The organism is Streptomyces sp. NPDC002499 (assembly GCF_053595415.1).
Genome location: NZ_JBSFXO010000009.1, coordinates 425,426 through 445,458, shown reverse-complemented (window position 1 = coordinate 445,458; position 20,033 = coordinate 425,426). Strand labels below are relative to the sequence as shown.

At 72.5% G+C, this 20,033-nt stretch carries 16 protein-coding genes and 1 riboswitch; of the genes, 14 read left to right on the top strand and 2 right to left on the bottom strand.

Going from position 1 to position 20,033, the window contains the following annotated elements:
* Window positions 1-33: 33 nt before the first annotated feature.
* From ACWD5F_RS27285 to cobI, 8 genes are all read left to right on the top strand, one after another.
* Entirely contained in the window at window positions 34-255 is a 222-nt protein-coding gene (locus ACWD5F_RS27285) for a hypothetical protein (protein WP_451258178.1), read from the top strand.
* Window positions 256-376: 121 nt separating this feature from the next.
* A riboswitch (cobalamin riboswitch) is annotated at window positions 377-516 on the top strand.
* A gap of 101 nt (window positions 517-617) precedes the next feature.
* Complete coding sequence (locus ACWD5F_RS27280) at window positions 618-1,562, top strand: cobalamin biosynthesis protein (RefSeq protein WP_451258176.1); 945 nt, start codon at window positions 618-620, stop codon at window positions 1,560-1,562.
* Window positions 1,559-3,070, top strand: a complete 1,512-nt coding sequence (locus ACWD5F_RS27275; RefSeq protein WP_451258174.1) for a cobyric acid synthase — start codon at window positions 1,559-1,561, stop codon at window positions 3,068-3,070. Before ACWD5F_RS27280 ends, ACWD5F_RS27275 begins: the two co-directional genes overlap by 4 nt.
* The gene (gene cobN, locus ACWD5F_RS27270) at window positions 3,067-6,720 is read left to right on the top strand and encodes a cobaltochelatase subunit CobN (protein ID WP_451258172.1); all 3,654 of its coding nucleotides are present in this window, start codon (window positions 3,067-3,069) and stop codon (window positions 6,718-6,720) included. Before ACWD5F_RS27275 ends, cobN begins: the two co-directional genes overlap by 4 nt.
* Complete coding sequence (locus ACWD5F_RS27265; RefSeq protein ID WP_451258170.1) at window positions 6,717-8,744, top strand: putative cobaltochelatase; 2,028 nt, start codon at window positions 6,717-6,719, stop codon at window positions 8,742-8,744. The genes cobN and ACWD5F_RS27265 overlap by 4 nt, the downstream gene beginning before the upstream one ends.
* The gene (gene cobO / locus ACWD5F_RS27260; RefSeq protein ID WP_401727923.1) at window positions 8,744-9,343 is read left to right on the top strand and encodes a cob(I)yrinic acid a,c-diamide adenosyltransferase; all 600 of its coding nucleotides are present in this window, start codon (window positions 8,744-8,746) and stop codon (window positions 9,341-9,343) included. Before ACWD5F_RS27265 ends, cobO begins: the two co-directional genes overlap by 1 nt.
* Before the next feature lie 4 nt (window positions 9,344-9,347).
* Complete coding sequence (locus tag ACWD5F_RS27255) at window positions 9,348-10,880, top strand: cobyrinate a,c-diamide synthase (protein ID WP_451258168.1); 1,533 nt, start codon at window positions 9,348-9,350, stop codon at window positions 10,878-10,880.
* A complete protein-coding gene (gene cobI / locus ACWD5F_RS27250; protein WP_401727926.1) occupies window positions 10,877-11,608 on the top strand; it encodes a precorrin-2 C(20)-methyltransferase in 732 nt (243 codons plus the stop codon). Before ACWD5F_RS27255 ends, cobI begins: the two co-directional genes overlap by 4 nt.
* A 38-nt stretch (window positions 11,609-11,646) precedes the next feature.
* Here cobI and ACWD5F_RS27245 read toward each other — a convergent pair whose 3' ends face one another.
* Window positions 11,647-12,375, bottom strand: a complete 729-nt coding sequence (locus ACWD5F_RS27245; protein WP_280877060.1) for a ZIP family metal transporter — start codon at window positions 12,373-12,375, stop codon at window positions 11,647-11,649.
* A gap of 96 nt (window positions 12,376-12,471) precedes the next feature.
* On the opposite strand from ACWD5F_RS27245, the gene cobM reads away from it, so the two are divergent.
* The 6 genes from cobM to cobC are packed head-to-tail and all read left to right on the top strand — an operon-like array spanning window position 12,472 to window position 18,828.
* Window positions 12,472-13,290 carry a precorrin-4 C(11)-methyltransferase gene (gene cobM, locus ACWD5F_RS27240; protein ID WP_451258165.1) on the top strand — a complete coding sequence of 273 codons (819 nt, stop codon included), beginning with the start codon at window positions 12,472-12,474 and terminating at the stop codon, window positions 13,288-13,290.
* The gene (gene cbiE, locus ACWD5F_RS27235) at window positions 13,287-14,519 is read left to right on the top strand and encodes a precorrin-6y C5,15-methyltransferase (decarboxylating) subunit CbiE (RefSeq protein ID WP_451258163.1); all 1,233 of its coding nucleotides are present in this window, start codon (window positions 13,287-13,289) and stop codon (window positions 14,517-14,519) included. Before cobM ends, cbiE begins: the two co-directional genes overlap by 4 nt.
* A complete protein-coding gene (gene cobJ, locus ACWD5F_RS27230; RefSeq protein WP_451258161.1) occupies window positions 14,516-16,210 on the top strand; it encodes a precorrin-3B C(17)-methyltransferase in 1,695 nt (564 codons plus the stop codon). The genes cbiE and cobJ overlap by 4 nt, the downstream gene beginning before the upstream one ends.
* A 23-nt stretch (window positions 16,211-16,233) precedes the next feature.
* Window positions 16,234-16,860, top strand: a complete 627-nt coding sequence (locus tag ACWD5F_RS27225; protein ID WP_451258292.1) for a precorrin-8X methylmutase — start codon at window positions 16,234-16,236, stop codon at window positions 16,858-16,860.
* Window positions 16,854-17,777 carry a sirohydrochlorin chelatase gene (locus tag ACWD5F_RS27220; protein ID WP_401728098.1) on the top strand — a complete coding sequence of 308 codons (924 nt, stop codon included), beginning with the start codon at window positions 16,854-16,856 and terminating at the stop codon, window positions 17,775-17,777. Before ACWD5F_RS27225 ends, ACWD5F_RS27220 begins: the two co-directional genes overlap by 7 nt.
* The gene (gene cobC, locus ACWD5F_RS27215) at window positions 17,767-18,828 is read left to right on the top strand and encodes an Rv2231c family pyridoxal phosphate-dependent protein CobC (protein ID WP_451258159.1); all 1,062 of its coding nucleotides are present in this window, start codon (window positions 17,767-17,769) and stop codon (window positions 18,826-18,828) included. Before ACWD5F_RS27220 ends, cobC begins: the two co-directional genes overlap by 11 nt.
* A 149-nt stretch (window positions 18,829-18,977) precedes the next feature.
* Here the strand turns inward: cobC and ACWD5F_RS27210 are convergent, their stop codons facing one another.
* Window positions 18,978-19,874 (bottom strand): SCO1860 family LAETG-anchored protein, encoded by an 897-nt coding sequence (locus tag ACWD5F_RS27210; protein WP_451258157.1) that lies wholly within the window; start codon window positions 19,872-19,874, stop codon window positions 18,978-18,980.
* Window positions 19,875-20,033 lie beyond the last annotated feature (159 nt).

Sequence of the window (20,033 nt, the reverse complement as noted above, 5' to 3'; positions counted from 1 at the left end):
TCCCCGCCCACCGGTAACGAAGGAATCACCAGCATGCACATCGACTGGGCGGCCCTCGGCTCCGTCTTCGGCGTCAGCCTCGTGGTCACTGTGGGCCTCGTGGCCCTGTTCACCCTCGGCGTCGCGGGCCTGTCCCGCCAGGAGAGGGCGACGGCCCAGGGCGGCTCGGCCACCCTCGCGGTGACCGGCGCCTACGTCTGCTTCGCGGCGTGCGCGGCGGCTGTGGCGTACGGGATCTCGCTGATCGTCGCCTGATCCCCCGACTCGTCCCCGCCTGATCCCCGCCTGTTCCTCGACCGATCGTCCGCCGACCTCCGACGGGCCCTGTGTGGGCCTCAGCACACTCTCCCGTCGCAGGTCAGCGGCAAGTTGACGGTTCTTCCAGGCCCGTGGTGGACTGCCGGGGCCAAGTACGGCGGCAAGAGAGGAAGCCGGTGTGATTCCGGCGCGGTCCCGCCACTGTCACCGGGGTAGGTAGTCCCGGGAGCCAGGAACTCTCGCCGTCGCTCTCTTCGAACCAGGGCGCGGACACCCTGAGTGAGGACAATTCGCCATGCGCGGCCGCCTGTTGAGGTCCATCACCCGAGCTCTGCCCGACCCGACGGCCGGCTGAGCCGATGCGTGCCGATCGCGTCTTCGCGTACGGCGCCACCGCCGGCCTCCTCGGTGACCATCTGCTCGGCGATCCGCGCCGCGGCCATCCGGTCGCCGCGTTCGGCCGGGCCGCCGGTGCCGTGGAGCAGGTGCTGTGGCGCGACCACCGCGGCTGGGGCGCCCTGCACACCGCCGTGTGCGCGGGCGGCGCCGTCGCCCTCGCCGCCGCGGCAACGTCCGCCGTACGCCCCTCCCGTACCGCCTCCGTCGCGCTGACCGCCGCCGCCACCTGGGCCGTCGTCGGCGGCACCTCCCTCGCCCGCGAGGCCGGGGCCATCGGGCAGGCTTTGGCGGCCGGGGACATCGAGCGCGCGCGGGCCCGGCTGCCCCATCTCTGCGGGCGCGACCCCCAGGCCCTCGACGCCGACGGGATCGCCCGGGCCGTCGTCGAGTCCGTCGCCGAGAACACCTCCGACGCGGTGGTGGGCGCGCTGGTGTGGGGCGCGGTGGCGGGCGTGCCGGGCCTGGTCGGCTTCCGGGCCGTGAACACCCTCGACGCCATGGTCGGGCACAAATCGCCCAAGTACCGCCGCTACGGCTGGGCTTCGGCCCGCCTCGACGACGTGGCCGGCTGGCCGGGGGCGCGGCTCACCGCCGTCCTCGCGACCGTGGCGGGCGACGATCCGCGCGGGGCGGTACGCGCCTGGCGCGCCGACGCGGGCAAGCACCCGAGCCCCAACGCCGGGCCCGTGGAGGCCTCGTTCGCGGGGGCGCTCGGGGTGCGGCTGGGCGGAACGCTGGCCTATGGAGGGCGAGTCGAGCACCGGCCCGTCCTCAATGGCGCCTCGGGGCGCGCCGTCGTCACACAGGACATCGAGCGGGCCGTACGGCTGTCCCGGCGCGTCGCTCTGCTCGCGCTCGGCGTGAGCGTCGCCGGGCGGCTGCTCGCGAAGGGGCGCAAGTCATGAGCGGCGGCGGGCTGTTGGTCGCCGGGACCACCTCGGACGCCGGCAAGAGTGTCGTCACCGCCGGGATCTGCCGGTGGCTGGTGCGGCAGGGCGTGAAGGTCACGCCGTTCAAGGCGCAGAACATGTCCCTCAATTCGTTCGTGACGCGCGAGGGCGCGGAGATCGGGCGGGCGCAGGCCATGCAGGCGCAGGCCTGTCGGATCGAGCCGACCGCGCTGATGAATCCCGTGCTGCTCAAGCCCGGTGGCGAGCGGAGCAGCCAGGTCGTGCTCATGGGCAAGCCCGTGGGCGAGATGAGTGCGCGTGGCTACCACGGCGGGCGGCAGGAACGGTTGCTCGGGACCGTGCTCGACTGTCTCGCGGAGTTGCGGGGCACGTATGACGCGGTGATCTGTGAGGGGGCCGGCAGTCCTGCCGAGATCAATCTGCGGCGGACCGACATCGTGAACATGGGGATCGCGCGCAACGCGCGGCTGCCCGTGCTCGTGGTGGGCGACATCGACCGCGGGGGCGTCTTCGCCTCCTTCTTCGGGACGGTCGCGCTGCTCAGCCCGGAGGATCAGGCCCTGATCGCCGGGTTCGTCGTCAACAAGTTCCGGGGCGATGTGTCGCTGCTGGAACCGGGGTTGGAGATGCTGCACGGCCTCACCGGGCGGCGGACGTACGGCGTGCTGCCGTTCCAGCACGGGCTCGGGATCGACGAGGAGGACGGGCTGCGCATCTCGCTGCGCGGGACCGTCCGCGAGTCCAACACCGCGCCGCCGGTCGGCGAGGACGTGCTGCGCGTCGCCGTCTGCGCGATCCCGCTCATGTCCAACTTCACGGACGTGGACGCGCTGGCCGCCGAACCGGGCGTCGTGGTGCGGTTCGTGGACCGGCCCGAGGAGCTGGCCGACGCCGATCTCGTCGTGATCCCGGGGACCCGGGGGACGGTCAAGGCGCTGGAGTGGCTGCGGGAGCGGGGACTTGCCGACGCCCTGGTCCGCAGGGCCGCCGAGCAGCGGCCGATCCTCGGTGTCTGCGGTGGTTTCCAGGTCCTCGGCGAGCACATCGAGGACGAGGTCGAGAGCCGGCGCGGACACGTGGACGGACTCGGGGTGCTGCCCCTGCGGGTGCGGTTCGCGCGCGAGAAGACCCTCACCAGGCCGGTGGGCGAAGCCCTCGGCGAGCCGGTCGAGGGGTACGAGATCCATCACGGGGTCGCCGAAGTCCTGGGAGGAGAAACCTTCTTGGACGGCTGCCGGGTCGGTCAGACCTGGGGGACCCACTGGCACGGCTCGCTGGAGTCGGACGGGTTCCGGCGGGCGTTCCTGCGCGAAGTGGCGGCCGCCGCGGGGCGCCGGTTCGTGCCGGCCGCCGACACCTCCTTCGCCGCGCTGCGCGAGGAGCAGCTCGACCGGCTCGGCGACCTGATCGAACAGCACGCGGACACGGACGCGCTGTGGCGGCTCATCGAGTCCGGCGCGCCGCAAGGACTGCCTTTCATTCCACCGGGAGCGCCCGCATGAGCACAGTGTTGTTGTTGTCGACCGCCGACACGGATCTGCTGGCGGCGCGTGCCGCCGGCGCCGGGTACCGGATCGGCAACCCGAACCGGGTGGATGTCGAGGGCGAGTTGCCCGCGCTCGTCGAGGGTGCGGACATCGCCGTCGTACGGCTGCTCGGCGGCAAGCGCGCCTGGGAGGACGGGCTCGCCGCGCTGAAGGCGTCCGGGATCCCGACGGTGCTGCTCGGCGGGGAGACCGTCCCCGACGCCGAGTTGATGGCCGAGTCGTCGGTGCCGGCCGGTGTGGTGGCCGAGGCGCTGCGGTACCTCGTCGAGGGCGGCCCGGAGAACCTCTCGCAGCTGGCCCGGTTCCTCTCCGACACCGTCCTGCTCACCGGCGAGGGCTTCGAAGAGCCGCGGAAGATGGCCGAGTTCGGCGTCCACGGCGAGCGCGCCTTCGTCGAGGGCCGGCCGACCGTCGGCGTGCTCTTCTACCGAGCGCATCACCTCTCCGGCAACACCGCCTTCGTGGACACCCTGTGCGACGCGATCGAGGCGAAGGGCGCCAACGCCCTTGCCGTGTACTGCGGTTCGCTGCGCGGCGCGGACTCCGGGCTGTACGACATCCTCGGCAGGTCCGACGCGCTGATCGCCACCGTCCTCGCCGCGGGCGGCACGCACGCTTCGCAGGCCTCGGCCGGCGGTGACGAGGAGGCGTGGGACATCGGGGCCCTCGCCGACCTCAACGTGCCGGTGCTGCAAGGACTTTGCCTTACGTCGTCCCGCGCGGCCTGGGACGACTCCGATGCCGCCCTCTCCCCCATGGACGCGGCGATGCAGGTCGCGATCCCCGAGTTCGACGGACGGCTGATCACGGTCCCCTTCTCCTTCAAGGAGCAGGGTCCGGACGACGTCCCGGTGTACGTCGCCGACCCCGAGCGGGCCGCGCGGGTCGCCGGAATCGCCGTGCGGCACGCGAAGTTGAAGCACAAGCCGAACGCCGACAAGAAGCTCGCGCTCGTCTTCACCGCGTACCCGACCAAGCACTCGCGGGTCGGAAACGCCGTGGGGCTGGACACGCCCGCCTCGGCCATCCAGGTGCTGGACGCGCTCCGGGACGCCGGGTACGTCGTCGAAGGGCACCCGGACAACGGCGACGAGCTGATCCACACACTCATCAACGCCGGTGGCCACGACGTCGAATGGCTCACCGAGGACCAGTTGGCCGCCGCGCCCGCGCGGGTGCCGCTCGCCGACTACCAGGCGTGGTTCGACAAGCTCGAACCGGCGCTCAGGCAGGGCATGTCGGACGCGTGGGGTGAGCCGCCGGGCAACCTCTACGTCGACGGCGACGACATCGTGCTGGCGTCCCTCCAGTTCGGGAACGTCGTGGTCATGATCCAGCCGCCGCGCGGCTTCGGCGAGAACCCGATCGCGATCTACCACGACCCCGACATGCCGCCGTCGCACCACTACATGGCCGCCTACCGCTGGCTGGACAACAGCTTCGGCGCGGACGCGATCGTCCACATGGGCAAGCACGGCACGATGGAGTGGCTGCCTGGCAAGGGACTTGGGCTCAGCGGCGGCTGCGCGCCCGACGCCGTGCTCGGCGAACTCCCGCTCATCTACCCGTTCATCGTCAACGACCCCGGTGAGGGCACCCAGGCCAAGCGGCGCGGGCACGCCACGGTCGTCGACCACCTCGTGCCGCCGATGGCGCGTGCCGACACCTACGGCGACCTGGCGAAGCTGGAGCAACTCCTCGACGAGTACGCGATGGTGTCCGACCTGGACCCGACGAAGGCTCCGGCCGTGCGCGCCCAGATCTGGACGCTGGTGAAGGCGGCCGAGCTGCATCACGACCTGCATGTGGACGACCAGCCGGACGACGCGGCCTTCGACGAGTTCGTGATGCACATCGACGGCTATCTGTGCGAGATCAAGGACGTGCAGATCCGCGACGGGCTGCACATCCTCGGCGGCGGCCCGGTCGGTGAGGCGCGCGTGAACCTCGTGCTCGCCGTGCTGCGCGCCTCGCAGGTGTGGGGCGGCCAGGCGAACGCGCTGCCGGGGCTGCGGGCCTCGCTGGCCGAGCACTTCGGGCTCGGCGAGAAGGAGTTGCTGACCGAGCCCGGCGCTCCCGTCAAGGTGCCGGTGGAGCTGACGGAACTGGTCGAGGGACCGGCCCGGTCGGCCGCCGACGCGATCGATCTGCTGGAGCAGCTGTGCCGCCGGTTCGCGGAGGGCATGGAGGCCCAGGAGTGGGACGTCACGACCGTCCCGGCGCTGGTCCGTGCCGTCATCGGCGCCGAACTCCCGGACGCCGTGGCGGTGTTGGAGTTCGCCTGCGAGGAGGTCGTCCCCCGGCTCGCCCGCACCACCGACGAGATCGACCACATCCTCAAGGCGCTGGACGGCGGTTACGTCCCGGCGGGTCCCTCGGGCTCCCCGACCCGCGGCCTGGTCAACGTCCTGCCGACCGGCCGGAACTTCTACTCGGTCGACCCCAAGGCCATTCCGTCCAGGCTGAGTTGGGAGGTCGGCCAGTCTCTCGCGGACTCGCTGGTGCAGCGGTACCTCCAGGACAACGGCGAGTTCCCCCAGTCCGTCGGCCTCACGGTCTGGGGCACGTCGGCGATGCGCACCCAGGGTGACGACATCGCCGAGATCCTCGCGCTGCTGGGCTGCCGTCCGGTCTGGGACGACGCCTCGCGCCGGGTGACCGGCTTCGAGATCGTGCCCGTCACGGAGCTGGGCCGACCGCGCATCGATGTCACGGTCCGGATCTCCGGCTTCTTCCGGGACGCGTTCCCGCACGTCGTCGGGCTGATCGACGACGCGGTACGGGCGGTGGCCGATCTGAACGAGCCCCCCGAGTCCAACTACGTCCGCAAGCACGCCGACGAGGACACCGCCGAGCACGGCGACCGGCGCCGGGCCACGGCCCGTATCTTCGGCTCCAAGCCGGGCGCGTACGGCGCCGGGCTGCTCCCGCTGATCGACGCGCGCAACTGGCGCAGCGACGCCGACCTCGCCGAGGTGTACGCGGTCTGGGGCGGGTACGCCTACGGGCGCGGTCTCGACGGGCGGGCGGCGCGCGGGGACATGGAGACGGCGTTCAGGCGCATCGCCGTGGCCGCGAAGAACGTCGACACCCGCGAGCACGATCTCGTCGACGCCGACGACTACTTCCAGTACCACGGCGGCATGGTCGCCATGGTCCGCCACCTGACCGGCGCCTCCCCCGAGGCGTACGTCGGCGACTCCGCCACCCCGGACCAGGTCAAGACCCGCACCCTGGGCGAGGAGACCCACCGCGTCTTCCGGGCCCGGGTGGTCAACCCCCGCTGGATGGCGGCGATGCGGCGGCACGGCTACAAGGGCGCCTTCGAGATGGCGGCGACCGTCGACTACCTCTTCGGGTACGACGCCACGGCCGGGGTCGTGGACGACTGGATGTACGAGAAGCTCAGCGCCGAGTACGTCTTCGCCCCGGAGAACCAGGACTTCATGAAGAAGTCCAACCCGTGGGCGCTGCGCGGCATCACCGAACGGCTCCTGGAAGCGGCCGAGCGCGGACTGTGGGCCGAGCCGGACGCGCAGACGCTGGAGCGGCTGCGGGCGATCTACCTGGAGCTCGAGGGCGACCTGGAGGGCGACGAGAAGTGAGTACCCCCTTTCCGTTCACGGCCGTTGTCGGCCAGGACGACCTGCGGCTCGCGCTGCTGCTGAACGCCGTCTCACCGGCGGTCGGCGGTGTGCTGGTGCGCGGCGAGAAGGGCACCGCCAAGTCGACGGCGGTACGCGCCCTTTCGGCGCTCATGCCGGCGCTGAACGTCGTCGCCGGGTGCCGTTTCTCCTGCGACCCCGACTCCCCCGACCCCGCCTGCCCGGACGGACCGCACGAACCGGGGGCGTTCGAGACGCGTCCGGCGCGGATGGTCGAACTCCCGGTCGGCGCCTCGGAGGACCGGCTCGTGGGCGCCCTCGACATCGAACGGGCGCTGGCCGAGGGCGTGAAGGCCTTCGAACCGGGCCTGCTCGCCGACGCGCACCGCGGGATCCTCTACGTCGACGAGGTCAACCTCCTCCACGACCACCTGGTCGACCTGCTGCTGGACGCGGCGGCGATGGGCGCGTCCTACGTCGAGCGCGAGGGCGTCTCGGTCCGGCATGCCGCCCGCTTCCTCCTCGTCGGCACGATGAACCCCGAAGAGGGCGAGCTGCGGCCGCAGTTGCTCGACCGGTTCGGGCTGACCGTCGAGGTGGCCGCCTCGCGGGAGCCCGACCAGCGCGTCGAGGTCGTGCGGCGCAGGCTCGCCTACGACGACGATCCGACCGGTTTCTCGGCGCGTTGGGCTGACGAGGAGACGTCGGTACGCCAACGGATCATCGCCGCGCGGGAGTTGTTGCCGTCGGTGCGGCTGGGCGACGGGGCGCTGCGGCAGATCGCGGCGACCTGTGCCGCCTTCGAGGTGGACGGCATGCGGGCCGACATCGTGATGGCGCGTACGGCGACCGCGCTGGCCGCCTGGGCCGGCCGGACCGACGTGCTCGCCGAGGACGTACGGCAGGCCGCGCTGCTCGCGCTGCCGCACCGCAGGCGCCGTAATCCCTTCGACGCGCCGGGACTTGACGAGAACAAGCTCGACGAGACGCTGGAGGAGTTCGCGGAGCCCGAGGACGATCCCGATCCGGACGGTGACGGGCCCGGCGACGGCGGACCGGACGGGGGCGGCGGGGAGCCTGCGCCGGACGACGCCGGCCCGCAGGACGGGGACGCGGGTGCGCAGCCCGAGGCCGGGGAGTCCGGCGAGCCGCAGCCCTCCGGCGCCGGGGCGGGCGAGCAGTCCGCGGTACGGGCCGCCGAGCCGTTCCGCACCAAGGTGTTGAGCGTGCCCGGGATCGGCGCAGGGGCCGCCGGGCGGCGGTCGCGGGCGCGGACCGAGCACGGGCGGACGACGGGTGCGCGACGGCCCCGGGGTGCCCTGACCAAGCTGCATCTGGCGGCGACCGTGCAGGCCGCCGCGCCGCATCAGCGGGCGCGCGGGCGGTCCGGGCGGGGGCTGGTGGTGCGCCGGGACGATCTGCGGCAGGCGACGCGGGAAGGGCGTGAGGGGAACCTCGTGCTGTTCGTGGTCGACGCCTCGGGGTCGATGGCGGCTCGGCAGCGGATGAGTGCGGTCAAGGGGGCTGTGCTGTCGCTGTTGTTGGACGCGTATCAGCGGCGGGACAAGGTGGGGTTGGTGACGTTTCGGGGGGCTGCCGCCGATGTGGCTCTCCCGCCGACGTCTTCCGTGGACGCGGCTGCCGTACGTCTGGAGTCGTTGCCGACGGGTGGGCGTACGCCGCTGGCGGCCGGGCTGCTCAAGGCGCACGACGTGTTGCGGGTGGAGCGGTTGCGGGATCCGGCTCGGCGGGCGTTGGTCGTCGTCGTGACCGACGGGCGGGCGACCGGTGGGCCCGAGCCGGTGGCGTTGGCCGGGCGGGCGGCTCGGCTGTTCGCAGCCGAGGGGATCGCGTCGGTGGTCGTCGACTGTGAGTCGGGGCCGGTGCGGTTGGGGCTCGCCCGGCAGCTCGCGGGTGAGTTGGAGGGGACGGCCGTGACCTTGGACGAGCTGCGGGCGGACTCCATTGCCGGGCTGGTCAAGGACGTTCAGGGCAACCAGGGTCGTTCGAGGAGGGCCGCGTAATGCCGCAGGGTCAGCCGAGTGTGGTGCCGGACGACGGACTGACGACTCGTCAGCGGCGTAACCGGCCGCTTGTCGTCGTGCACACGGGAGTCGGCAAGGGCAAGTCCACCGCCGCTTTCGGGCTCGCTCTGCGCGCCTGGAATCAGGGGTGGCCCATCGGGGTGTTCCAGTTCGTCAAGTCGGCGAAGTGGAAGGTCGGCGAGGAGAACGCGCTTCGGGTGCTGGGGGCCAGCGGGGAGGGCGGGTCCGTCGACTGGCACAAGATGGGCGAGGGGTGGTCCTGGGTGCAGCGGGATGCCCAGATGGACAACGAGGAGAAGGCCCGGGAGGGCTGGGAGCAGGTCAAGCGGGACCTTGCTGCCGAGACGTACCGGCTCTATGTGCTCGACGAGTTCGCCTATCCGATGCACTGGGGGTGGGTGGACACGGACGAGGTGATCGACGTGCTGCGGGGGCGGCCCGGGAATCAGCACGTGGTGATCACCGGGCGGAACGCGCCTGAGAAGCTGGTCGAGTTCGCGGATCTCGTGACCGACATGTCGAAGGTCAAGCACCCCATGGACGCCGGCCAGAAGGGCCAGAGGGGTATCGAGTGGTGACCCCGTGACTTCTTCCTCGTCCTCCGTGCCCCGACTGGTCATCGCCGCGCCGTCCTCCGGCAGCGGCAAGACCACCGTTGCCACGGGGTTGATGGCCGCGCTGACCGCGCGGGGGCTCAGCGTGTCTCCGCACAAGGTCGGGCCCGACTACATCGATCCCGGGTATCACGCGCTCGCCACCGGGCGGGTGGGGCGGAACCTCGACGCGTATCTGTGCGGGCCGGAGTTGGTCGGGCCGCTGTTCGCGCATGGGGCGCGCGGGTGTGATCTCGCCGTGGTCGAGGGCGTGATGGGGATGTACGACGGGGCTGCCGGGGAGGGTGAGCTGGCGTCCACCGCGCATGTGGCGAAGTTGCTGCGGGCGCCTGTGGTGCTTGTCGTCGACGCGTCTTCGCAGTCTCGGTCGGTTGCGGCGTTGGTGCATGGGTTTGCCTCGTGGGATCCGGAGGTTCGGGTCGGGGGCGTGATTCTGAACAAGGTCGCCTCCGATCGGCATGAGGAGTTGCTGCGGGAGGCGTTGGAGTCGGCCGGGGTGCCGGTGCTCGGGGTGTTGCGGCGGGTGGCTCAGGTGGATGTGCCGGCGAGGCATCTGGGGTTGGTGCCGGTCGCCGAGCGGCGGGGTGCGGCGGTGGAGGCCGTTGCGGCGATGGCCGCGCAGGTTGAGCGGGGGTGTGATCTGGAGGGGTTGCTTGCGCTGGCGCGCGGTGCGGGGGTGTTGGGTTGTGCGGGTTGGGATGCGGCTGAGGCTTTGGTTTCTTCGCCCCCGCCGCCCCTACCCGTCCCATCCTGGGGCTCCGCCCCAGACCCCGCTCCTCAAACGCCGGAGGGGCTGAAAGACACCGGCGCCTCCGCGGGAGGGTGGGGGATCGGGATGGCACATCCTCAGCCTCAATCGCCCGAGGGGCTGAAAAGCGAAGACCCAAGCCAGCGCCCCCGCCCGCGAGTTGCCGTTGCCGGTGGGCCCGCCTTTACCTTCTCCTACGCCGAGCACACCGAGTTGCTCAGCGCCGCCGGGGCCGACGTCGTCACCTTTGATCCGCTGCGTGATGAGCAACTTCCCGATGGGACACGCGGGTTGGTCATCGGGGGCGGGTTTCCCGAGGTGTATGCCTCCGAGCTGTCCGCCAACGATTCCCTCCGTAAAGCCGTTACCGCCCTCGCAGAGACCGGCGCTCCCGTTGCCGCCGAGTGTGCCGGGTTGCTTTATCTGTGTCGGGAGTTGGACGGGCTGCCGATGTGCGGGGTGCTCGACGCGAGTGCGCGGATGAGCGAGCGGCTCACGCTCGGGTATCGGAATGCCGTGGCCGTGAGTGACAGCGTCCTCGCGGTGGCCGGGACGCGGATGCGCGGGCACGAGTTTCATCGGACGGTCGTCGAGCCGGGGGCCGGAGCCGTTGCCGCTTGGGGCATGCGGACTCCGACGCGGCGTCTCGAAGGTTTCGTGCAGGACAGCGTGCACGCGAGTTATCTGCATACGCACTGGGCCTCCGAGCCCGGTGTCGCCCTTAGGTTCGTCGAGAGGTGCCGGACGTCATGAGCAGCAAGCTGATCGGAGTCGGGGTGGGTCCCGGCGATCCCGAGCTGGTGACCGTCAAGGGCGTCAACGCGCTGCGGGCCGCCGATGTCGTCGTCGTGCCGGTCATGGACACGGGTGAGCGGGGGCGGGCTGAGGCGACCGTGTTGCATTACGTGCCCCAGGAGAAGGTCCTGCGGGTCGTGTTCGCCCTCAACGAGCGCAGCGATCGGGCGCGGCGCGAGGCCGCCTGGGATGCCGCCGGGGAGCACGTGGCGCAGCTGCTGCGCGAGCGCGGGAACGTCGCCTTCGCCACCATCGGCGACCCCAATGTGTATTCGACCTTCACCTATCTCGCGCAGACCATCGGCGAGTCGGTGCCGGGCGTCCTCATCGAGACCGTGCCCGGGATCACCGCCATGCAGGACCTCGCCGCGAGGTCGGGGGCCGTGCTGACCGAAGGCACCGAGCCGCTCACCCTCGTGCCCGTCACCGCCGGGGCCGCCGTGCTCAAGGACGCGCTCGCCGGGCCCGGCACGGTCGTCGCGTACAAGTTCGGGCGGCAGGCCGGCGAGGTCGCCGAGGCCCTGCGGGAGACCGGGCGGCTCGAGGACGCGGTGTGGGGGTCGGCCCTGGGTCTTGAGTCCGAGTCCATCCGGCCCGCCGCCGAGCTCGACGGGACTCCGTTGCCGTACCTCTCCACGCTCATCGCCCCCGCGCGGCGCGACGGCGGGCGGGGTGGGAAATTGTGAGACCACACCGGCCATCGGCCCATGGGCCGGCCGCCCGCTCAGCCGGCCAGGCCCACCACCAGCCAGATGAAGCCCACGCCCGCGACCGTGCACAGCAGGGTCGAGCGGGCGGGGTGTTCGTGGTGGGCCTCGGGGAGGATCTCGGCGGCGGCCAGGTAGAGGAGCACGCCGGCGAAGAGGCCGAGATAGCCGCCGAGCAGGCCCTCGGGGATGCTCACGAAGGCGGTCGAGGCCGCGCCGACGACCGGGGCGAGCGCGTCCGCGAACAGCATGGTCAGCGCCTTGCGGCGGGCGTTTCCGTACAGGCTCGTGATCGTGTACGTGTTGAAGCCGTCCGCGAAGTCGTGGGCGACCACGGCCAGCGCGACCGCCGTGCCCATGCCGCCGCCGACCTGGAAGGCCGCGCCGATCGCCACGCCGTCCATGGCGCTGTGGCCGACCATCGCCGAGGCCGCCGTGAGGCCCACCTCGGGCGCGCGGCCGTTGTGCTCGTCCCCGCCGTGGGAGGCCTGGCGGGCGGCGAGCAGGCGTTCGACCAGATGGGCCAGCAGGAAGCCCGCCACGAACAGGAGCAGGGCCGCCGGTACGCCGAAGATGTCGTCGCCCGCGGCCTGCAACGCCTCCGGCAGCAGGTCCAGGCCGACCACGCCCAGCATCAGGCCACCCGCCAGGCCGAGGACCAGATGGCGGCGGTCGGTGACCCGCTGTGCCGTCCAGCCGCCGGCCAGCGTCATCAGGAACGCGCCGAGCGCGACGAAGACCGCCATGTGCCCTTGCTATCCGATCAACCCCCGTTCGCGCACATCCAGCGGGCGCGGCGGCACCACCCGTAAGACTTTTTGTCCAGAGAGGACCGTTTTCTGATGGCCGATGCCCCCACCGGCAAGGTGACCTTCGTCGGTGCCGGCCCCGGCGCCGCCGACCTGCTGACGTTCCGTGCCGCGCGCGCCATCGCCGAGGCCGACGTCGTGATCTGGGCCGCGAGTCTGGTCCAGGAGGATGTACTCGAACATGCGCGCGAGGGTGCGCAGATCCTCGATTCGGCGACCATGTCGCTGGAGGACGTCGTCGACGTGTACGAGCGGGCGTACGAGGAGGGGCTGCGGGTCGCGCGTATCCACTCCGGCGACCCGGCCCTGTGGGGCGGCACCCAGGAGCAGCTCGACCGGTGCGCCCGGATCGGGATCGCGACCGAGATCGTGCCCGGGGTCTCCGCCTTCTCGGCCGTCGCCGCCCTCGCGCAGCGCGAGCTGACCATTCCCGAGGTCGCGCAGTCCGTCGTCCTGACCCGGCTCGGCGGCGGCAAGACGCCGATGCCGCCCGGCGAGGAGGTCCGCGAGTTCGCCCGGCACGGCACCACCATGGCGATCTTCCTGTCGGCGGCCCGCAGCGGACAGCTGGTGCGGGAGCTGCTGGAGGGCGGCTATCCGACGTCGACCCCGGTCGTGGTCGCCTACCAGGCGACCTGGCCGGAGGAGCTGCTCGTGCGGTGCACGATCGGCACGCTGGAGGAGACGGTCAAGGAGCACAAGCTGTGGAAGCACACGCTGTTCCTGGTCGGGCCCGCGCTGGCCGCCGAGGGCACGCGCTCGCACCTGTACCACCCCGGTCACTTCCACGGCTTCCGCAAGGCGGATCCTGAGGCCCGTCGGGCGTTGCGCGAGCGAGGGGCGAGTACGTGATCACCGTCATCGGTACGGGGACGGGGGCGCCCCTCGCCCCGGAGGCGCTGGCCGGCGCCGAGCTGGTCGTCGGCGGGCGGCGGCATCTGGACGCCGTACGGCTGCCGGAGACGGCCGAGCGGATCGTGCTCGGGCCGCTGGCGCCGGCGCTCGACGCGATCGAGGAGTACGTCGGCAAGGACCGGCCCGTCGTCGTGCTGGCCTCGGGCGACCCCGGGTTCTTCGGGATCGTGCGGGCGCTGGCCGAGCGGTTCGGGTCCGGGGTGCTGGACGTGCGGCCCGGCGTCTCGTCCGTCGCGACCGCGTTCGCGCGGCTCGGGCTGACCTGGGACGACGCGGTGGTCGTGAGCGCGCACGGGCGGGAGCTGCGGACCGCGGTGAACGTGTGCCGGGCGCATCCCAAGGTGGCCGTGCTGACCGGACCGGGCGCCGGGCCCGCCGAGTTGGGGGCCGCGCTGCCCGGTGGGCGGGTGCTGGTCGTGGCGAGTGCGCTGGGTGATCCGGAGCAGGAGCGGGTGGAGCGGGTGACGGCCGCCGAGGCCGCCGGGCGTGACTGGGGTACGGCGGTGAGTGTCGTCCTGTGCCTGGACGAGACCCGGGCGGCGGGCGCCGTACGGACCGTGGCGGGGGCGGCCGTCGGGCCCGGGCAATGGGCTCTGGACGAGCGGGAGTTCACCCACCGCGACTCGATGATCACCAAGTTCGAGGTACGGGCGCTGGCGCTGGCCCGGCTCGGGCCCCGGCTCGGTGAACTGGTCTGGGACGTCGGCGCGGGGTCCGGGTCCGTGGCCGTCGAGTGCGCGCGGCTCGGGGCCGCCGTCGTCGCCGTCGAGAAGACCGCGGACGGTGCCGAGCGGATCCGCGCCAATGCCGCCGCCCACGGAGTCGAGGTGCGGGTGGTGCACGGCGAGGCGCCGGTCGCGCTGTCCCAACTCGACGATCCGGACGCCGTGTTCATCGGCGGCGGCGGGCGCGAGTTGCCTTCCATCGTCACCGCGTGCGCCCGACGGGCCCGGCGGTCGGTCGTCGTCGCGATGGCCGCCCTCGACCGGGTCCCGGCCACGCGCCAGGCGCTCGTCGGCGCCGGGTTCGACTGCGACGGGGTGCTGTTGCAGTCCTCGCGGCTCGCGCCGCTGCCGGGTGACGTGACCCGGCTGGCGGCGACCAACCCTGTCTTTCTGCTCTGGGGGACTCGAACCCCCGCCCCTCATGAAGGAGTTGCTCAGTGATCGGCCTCATTTCCGCCACCGCGGCGGGGGCGGCGGCGCGCGACCGGCTGGCCGCGGCGTGGCCGGAGCGGACGCGCGTGTACGAGGGTCCTGTCGGGGACGCCGTACGGACCGCGTTCGCTCAGTGCGAGCAGCTCGTGTGCTTCCTGGCCACGGGGGCCGTGGTGCGGCTGCTGGCACCGCTGTTGAACGACAAGCGGACCGACCCCGGGGTCGTGTGCGTCGACGAGGCCGGCCGGTTCGCCGTGTCGCTGGTCGGCGGACACGGCGGCGGGGCCAACGAACTCGCCCGCGAGGTGAGCGAGTTGCTGGACGCCGAGCCCGTGGTGACGACGGCGACGGACGCGGTCGGCGTGCCGGGGCTCGACACGCTCGGGTTCCCTGTGGAGGGCGATGTCGCCGGAGTCTCCCGAGCGCTCCTGGACGGCGAACCCGTCACCCTGGAAGCCGAGTTGGGATGGCCGTTGCCGCCGCTTCCGGTGTCGGACCGGGGTGGTGCGTACGTCATCCGCGTCACCGATCGCGTCGTCGAGCCGGCCGAGCGGGAGGTCGTGCTGCGACCGCCGTCCCTCGTCGTCGGCGTCGGCGCGTCCAGGGGCGCACCGGTGAACGAGGTGCTCGGGTTGATCTCGGACGCCCTGCGTGCGGCGGGACTCTCGGTCGCCAACATCGCCGAACTCGCCACCGTCGACGCCAAGGCGGACGAGCCCGGCATCATCCAGGCGGCCCAGCGGCTGAGCGTGCCGCTGGTGACCCACTCCGCCGAGGAGCTGGCAGCCGTGGAGGTGCCCAATCCGTCCGACGCGCCCCTCGCGGCCGTGGGCACGCCGTCCGTCGCGGAGGCCGCCGCGCTCGTGGGCGGGGGCGAACTCCTGGTCCCCAAGCGGAAGTCGGAGCGTGCCGACGGGCAAGCGGCGATGGCGACCTGTGCCGTCGTACGGCGGCCCGCGCGCGGCCGGCTCGCGGTGGTCGGGCTCGGACCCGGCGCCCGCGACCTGCTCACCCCGCGCGCCAAGGCCGAACTGCGGCGCGCCTCCGTGCTCGTGGGGCTCGACCAGTACGTCGACCAGATCCGCGATCTGCTGCGCCCCGGCACCCGGGTCCTGGAGTCGGGTCTTGGCGCCGAGGAGGAGCGGGCCCGCACGGCCGTGGCCGAGGCCCGCGCGGGGCATGCCGTCGCGCTGATCGGCAGCGGGGACGCGGGCGTGTACGCCATGGCCTCGCCGGCGCTCGCAGAGGCGTCCGACGACATCGAGGTGGTCGGAGTCCCGGGCGTGACCGCCGCGTTGGCCGCCTCGGCGATCCTCGGGGCGCCGCTCGGCCACGACCACGTCTCCATCAGCCTCTCCGATCTGCACACGCCGTGGGAGATCATCGAGCGGCGGGTGCGGGCGGCGGCCGAGGCGGACATCGTCGTGACGTTCTACAACCCGCGCAGCCGCGGCCGGGACTGGCAGCTGCCCAAGGCGCTTGCGATCCTCGCCGAGCACCGGGAGCCGACGACGCCGGTCGGGGTCGTACGCAACGCGTCACGGCCGGACGAATCCAGCCGGGTCACGACTCTGCTCTCGCTGGATCCGGCGACGGTCGACATGATGACGGTCGTGACCGTGGGCAACACGGCGACCCGTGAGATCGCCGGGCGCATGGTGACCCCGCGCGGCTACCGCTGGCAGGAGGGCGCCCAGTGAACCGTATGGACCATGTGAACGGTGTGGACCGGGTGGTTCATCCGATCGAGGTGGAGTCCTACCGGCGGCTGCGCGCCCGCCTCGACACCTCGCACTTCCCGCCGCTGAGCCGCGCGGTGGTGGAGCGCGTGATCCACTCCGCCGCCGACCTCGACTACGCGACCGATCTCGTCCTGGACGAGGGCGAGTTGGCGACCGCGCATGCCGCGCTGCACGCCGGGGCGCCCGTCGTCGTGGACGTGGAGATGGTCGCGGCCGGGATCACCCGGCGGGAGACCGTCTGCCGGCTCCGGGACGCCGAGTCCGGTCCGGGGCTGACGCGTTCGGCCCACGCGATCCGGCTCGCGTACGAGGAGGTCGGGCCCGGCGCGCTGTGGGTGATCGGCAACGCGCCCACCGCCCTGGAGGAGTTGCTGACCCTGGACGTCTCCCCCGCGCTCGTCATCGGCCTGCCCGTCGGCTTCGTCGGCGCGGCCGAGTCCAAGGCCGCGTTGCGCGCGAGCGGGCTGCCCGCCGTGAGCAACGTGTCCGAGAAGGGCGGTTCGGCGGTGGCAGCCGCCGCGCTCAACGCCCTGCTGTACCACCCCACTTCGCGACCCATTTCAGCTTCTGTCTCGTCTTCCGTTCCGTCCTCCGAGGAGAAATCGTGACCACCCCGCCCGCCCTGCTCATCGCCGGCCACGGCACCCGGGACCAGGCCGGAGCCGAGGCGTTCCGCGACTTCGTCCGGGAGCTGGGCCGCCGTCATCCCGAACTGCCCGTCGCGGGCGGCTTCATCGAACTGTCCGCGCCGCCGCTGGGCGAGGCGGTCACCGAGCTGGTGGAGCGGGGCGTACGTCGGTTCGCGGCCGTTCCGCTGATGCTGGTGTCCGCCGGCCACGCCAAGGGGGACATCCCGGCGGCGCTGTCCCGCGAGAAGGAGCGGCACCCGGGGATCTCGTACACCTACGGGCGTCCGCTGGGCCCGCATCCGTCGCTGCTGGCGGTCCTGGAGCGACGGCTCGACGAGGTGCTCGGCGAGTCCGCCCGCACACCGCGCGACCGGGCCGACGTGACCGTGCTGCTGGTCGGCCGCGGTTCCACCGACCCGGACGCCAACGCCGAAGTGCTGAAGGCGGCGCGGCTGTTGTGGGAGGGGCGTGGGTACGCGGGCGTGGAGACGGCGTTCGTGTCGCTCGCGGCGCCGGATGTGCCGAGCGGCCTGGACCGGTGCGTCCGGCTGGGTGCGCGGCGGATCGTCGTCCTGCCGTACTTCCTCTTCACCGGGATCCTGCCGGAGCGGGTGAAGCAGCAGACCGAGGGCTGGGCGGCCGCGCACCCCGAGGTCGAGGTGTCGTCCGCGGAGGTCATCGGGCCCGAGCCGGAGCTGCTCGACCTGGTGATGGAGCGGTACCGGGAGGCCGTCGAAGGAGATCTGCGGATGAACTGCGACTCGTGTGTGTACCGGATCGCGCTGCCGGGGTTCGAGGACAAGGTGGGGCTGCCGCAGCAGCCGCACTTCCACCCGGACGACGACGGTCATCACCACCACGGGCACCACCACGACGGACACGCCCATGCGCATTGACGGTGCACACGATCTGCGCCATCACGGTGACGCCGAGGTCCGTGACAGCGGGGCGGCGCTCGTCGACCTGGCGGTGAACGTCCGCGCGGACACGCCGCCGGCGTGGCTGCGGGAGCGGATCGCCGAGTCGCTGGGCTCGCTCGCCGCGTATCCGGACGGGCGGGCCGCGCGGGCCACGGTGGCCGCGCGGCACGGGCTGCCGGTGGAACGGGTGCTGCTGACGGCGGGTGCGGCCGAGGCGTTCGTGCTGCTGGCGCGCGCCCTGAAGGTCCGTCACCCGGTGGTCGTGCACCCGCAGTTCACGGAGCCGGAGGCGGCGCTGCGGGACGCGGGCCACACCGTCGACCGGGTGCTGCTGCGCGCGGAGGACGACTTCCGGCTGGACCCGGCGATGGTCCCCGAGGACGCGGACCTGGTCCTGGTCGGCAACCCGACGAACCCGACGTCGGTCCTGCACCCGGCCGCGGTGCTGGCTCAACTGGCCCGCCCCGGGCGGACGTTGGTCGTCGACGAGGCGTTCATGGACGCGGTGCCGGGTGAGCGCGAGGCGCTGGCCGGGCGCACGGACGTGCCCGGCCTCGTCGTCCTGCGCAGCCTGACCAAGACCTGGGGTCTGGCCGGGCTGCGCATCGGCTACGTCCTCGCCGCCCCGGAGACGATCACGGAACTGGAGCGCGCCCAGCCCCTGTGGCCGGTGTCCACACCGGCGCTGGCCGCCGCCGAGGCCTGTGTCGGCCCGCGGGCCCTGGCGGAGGCGGCCCACGCGGCCCACCGCATCGCGGCGGACCGCGCCCATCTCGTCGCCGGGCTCAGCGAGTTCGACTCCGACGGACTGCGGGTCGTCGAGCCGGCCGAGGGCCCTTTCGTCCTGATCCGGCTGCCCAGGGCCGACGTGGTCCGCCGGCACCTGCGCAACCTCGGGTTCGCGGTCCGGCGCGGGGACACGTTCCCGGGCCTCGGCGAGGAGTGGCTGCGACTGGCAGTACGGGACCGCACGACCGTGAACAGTTTCCTCCAGGCCCTCGACCAGGCGGTGACACTGGCGAAGTGAGGCCACCGGAGCGATGCCACCGGCGTGATCGTCACTTCTCAGCAGCAGAGCAAGTGCACAGGCCACCCATGGATAACGGCGTCCGCTCTCTCCAAGGCCGCGAACACCTACATGGCGTACGTGTTCGGCGCCCCGGAGAGCTGAGCCGGTCAGCCCCGGCGTCGCGCCAGCACCACCGCTCCGCCGCCCGCCACGAGCAGCACGAGCGCGCCGCCCGCGATGTACGGCGTCATCGAGCTGCCGCCGGTCTCGGCGAGGCCGGCCTCCTCGACGGGTCCGCTCTGCGGCTCGACGTCGGCCGGCGTCGGGGTCGGTTTCGTGGCGGCGGGTGGGGCCTCGCAGGTGGACTCGGCGAGGGTCAGGGTGCCCTCGACCTCGGCGACGTTGAGCTTCAACGGGTTGATGGAGACCTTGAGTTGGAGCGCGGTGGCCGCTGCCGTGCGCGAGGTCGTCTCCGTCTTGGACAGGTCCAGGCGGACCTCGCCGATGCCGGGGACCTTGACGTCGGTCGGGCCGCCGGCGGTCACCGTGATCTTCTTGCCCAGGACCGTGACCGAGCCGAGCAGGTTCGCCTCGGCGGTCGGGGTCTTGCCGGCCTCGCAGGTCGCCCTGGAGCTGACCTGTCCGATCTCGATCAGGGACAGCAGGGGCAGACCGGGGACGTGCAGTCTGGCGTGGACGAGTTCGGCGCGGCCCTCGGCCTTCGTGGCGGTGACGGTGGACTTCGCCGACGCCACGTCCGCGGCCAGGACGCTGAAGGGCTTTCCGCCGTCGACGCCGTCCAACTTGGCGCTCAGGGCGGTCTTTTCGGCGCTCGCGGGCGCCTCGACCTGGTTCAGGGAGACCGCGAGCGGGACGTTCACGGTCTTGTTGAGCAGGGCCACGTCGAGCCCGGTGCGCAGGACGACGGCGCTCGCGCGACCCTGGTCGGAGGTCGCGTGTGCGGAGCCCGCCGCGCCCAGGACCGCTGGACCCGCGGCCAGGGCCGTGACCGTCGCGACGGTGGCGAGGCGGCGTGCGGGCAGGCGGAAGCTGTTGCCGTTCAAGGTGGGGACCCCCAGAGGAGACTTGCTTGGGACCCGGAAAGAATTACGCACGACGAGTGAACTTGGGTCAATCCGGCGCCAGTTCACCCCAACGTGGGTTCCCCGTGAAGGTTTTCGAATCCCACGGCACAGGCGTTCCACTCCTCCCCCGCCGTACCG

Coding starts and splice junctions, on each gene's coding strand:
- cobN (WP_451258172.1), top strand. CDS start 3,067: ATGAGCACAGTGTTGTTGTTGTCGACCGCCGACACGGATCTGCTGGCG.
- ACWD5F_RS27280 (WP_451258176.1), top strand. CDS start 618: ATGCGTGCCGATCGCGTCTTCGCGTACGGCGCCACCGCCGGCCTCCTC.
- cobI (WP_401727926.1), top strand. CDS start 10,877: ATGAGCAGCAAGCTGATCGGAGTCGGGGTGGGTCCCGGCGATCCCGAG.
- cobC (WP_451258159.1), top strand. CDS start 17,767: ATGCGCATTGACGGTGCACACGATCTGCGCCATCACGGTGACGCCGAG.
- cobM (WP_451258165.1), top strand. CDS start 12,472: ATGGCCGATGCCCCCACCGGCAAGGTGACCTTCGTCGGTGCCGGCCCC.
- cobO (WP_401727923.1), top strand. CDS start 8,744: ATGCCGCAGGGTCAGCCGAGTGTGGTGCCGGACGACGGACTGACGACT.
- ACWD5F_RS27275 (WP_451258174.1), top strand. CDS start 1,559: ATGAGCGGCGGCGGGCTGTTGGTCGCCGGGACCACCTCGGACGCCGGC.
- ACWD5F_RS27285 (WP_451258178.1), top strand. CDS start 34: ATGCACATCGACTGGGCGGCCCTCGGCTCCGTCTTCGGCGTCAGCCTC.
- ACWD5F_RS27245 (WP_280877060.1), bottom strand. CDS start 12,375: ATGGCGGTCTTCGTCGCGCTCGGCGCGTTCCTGATGACGCTGGCCGGC.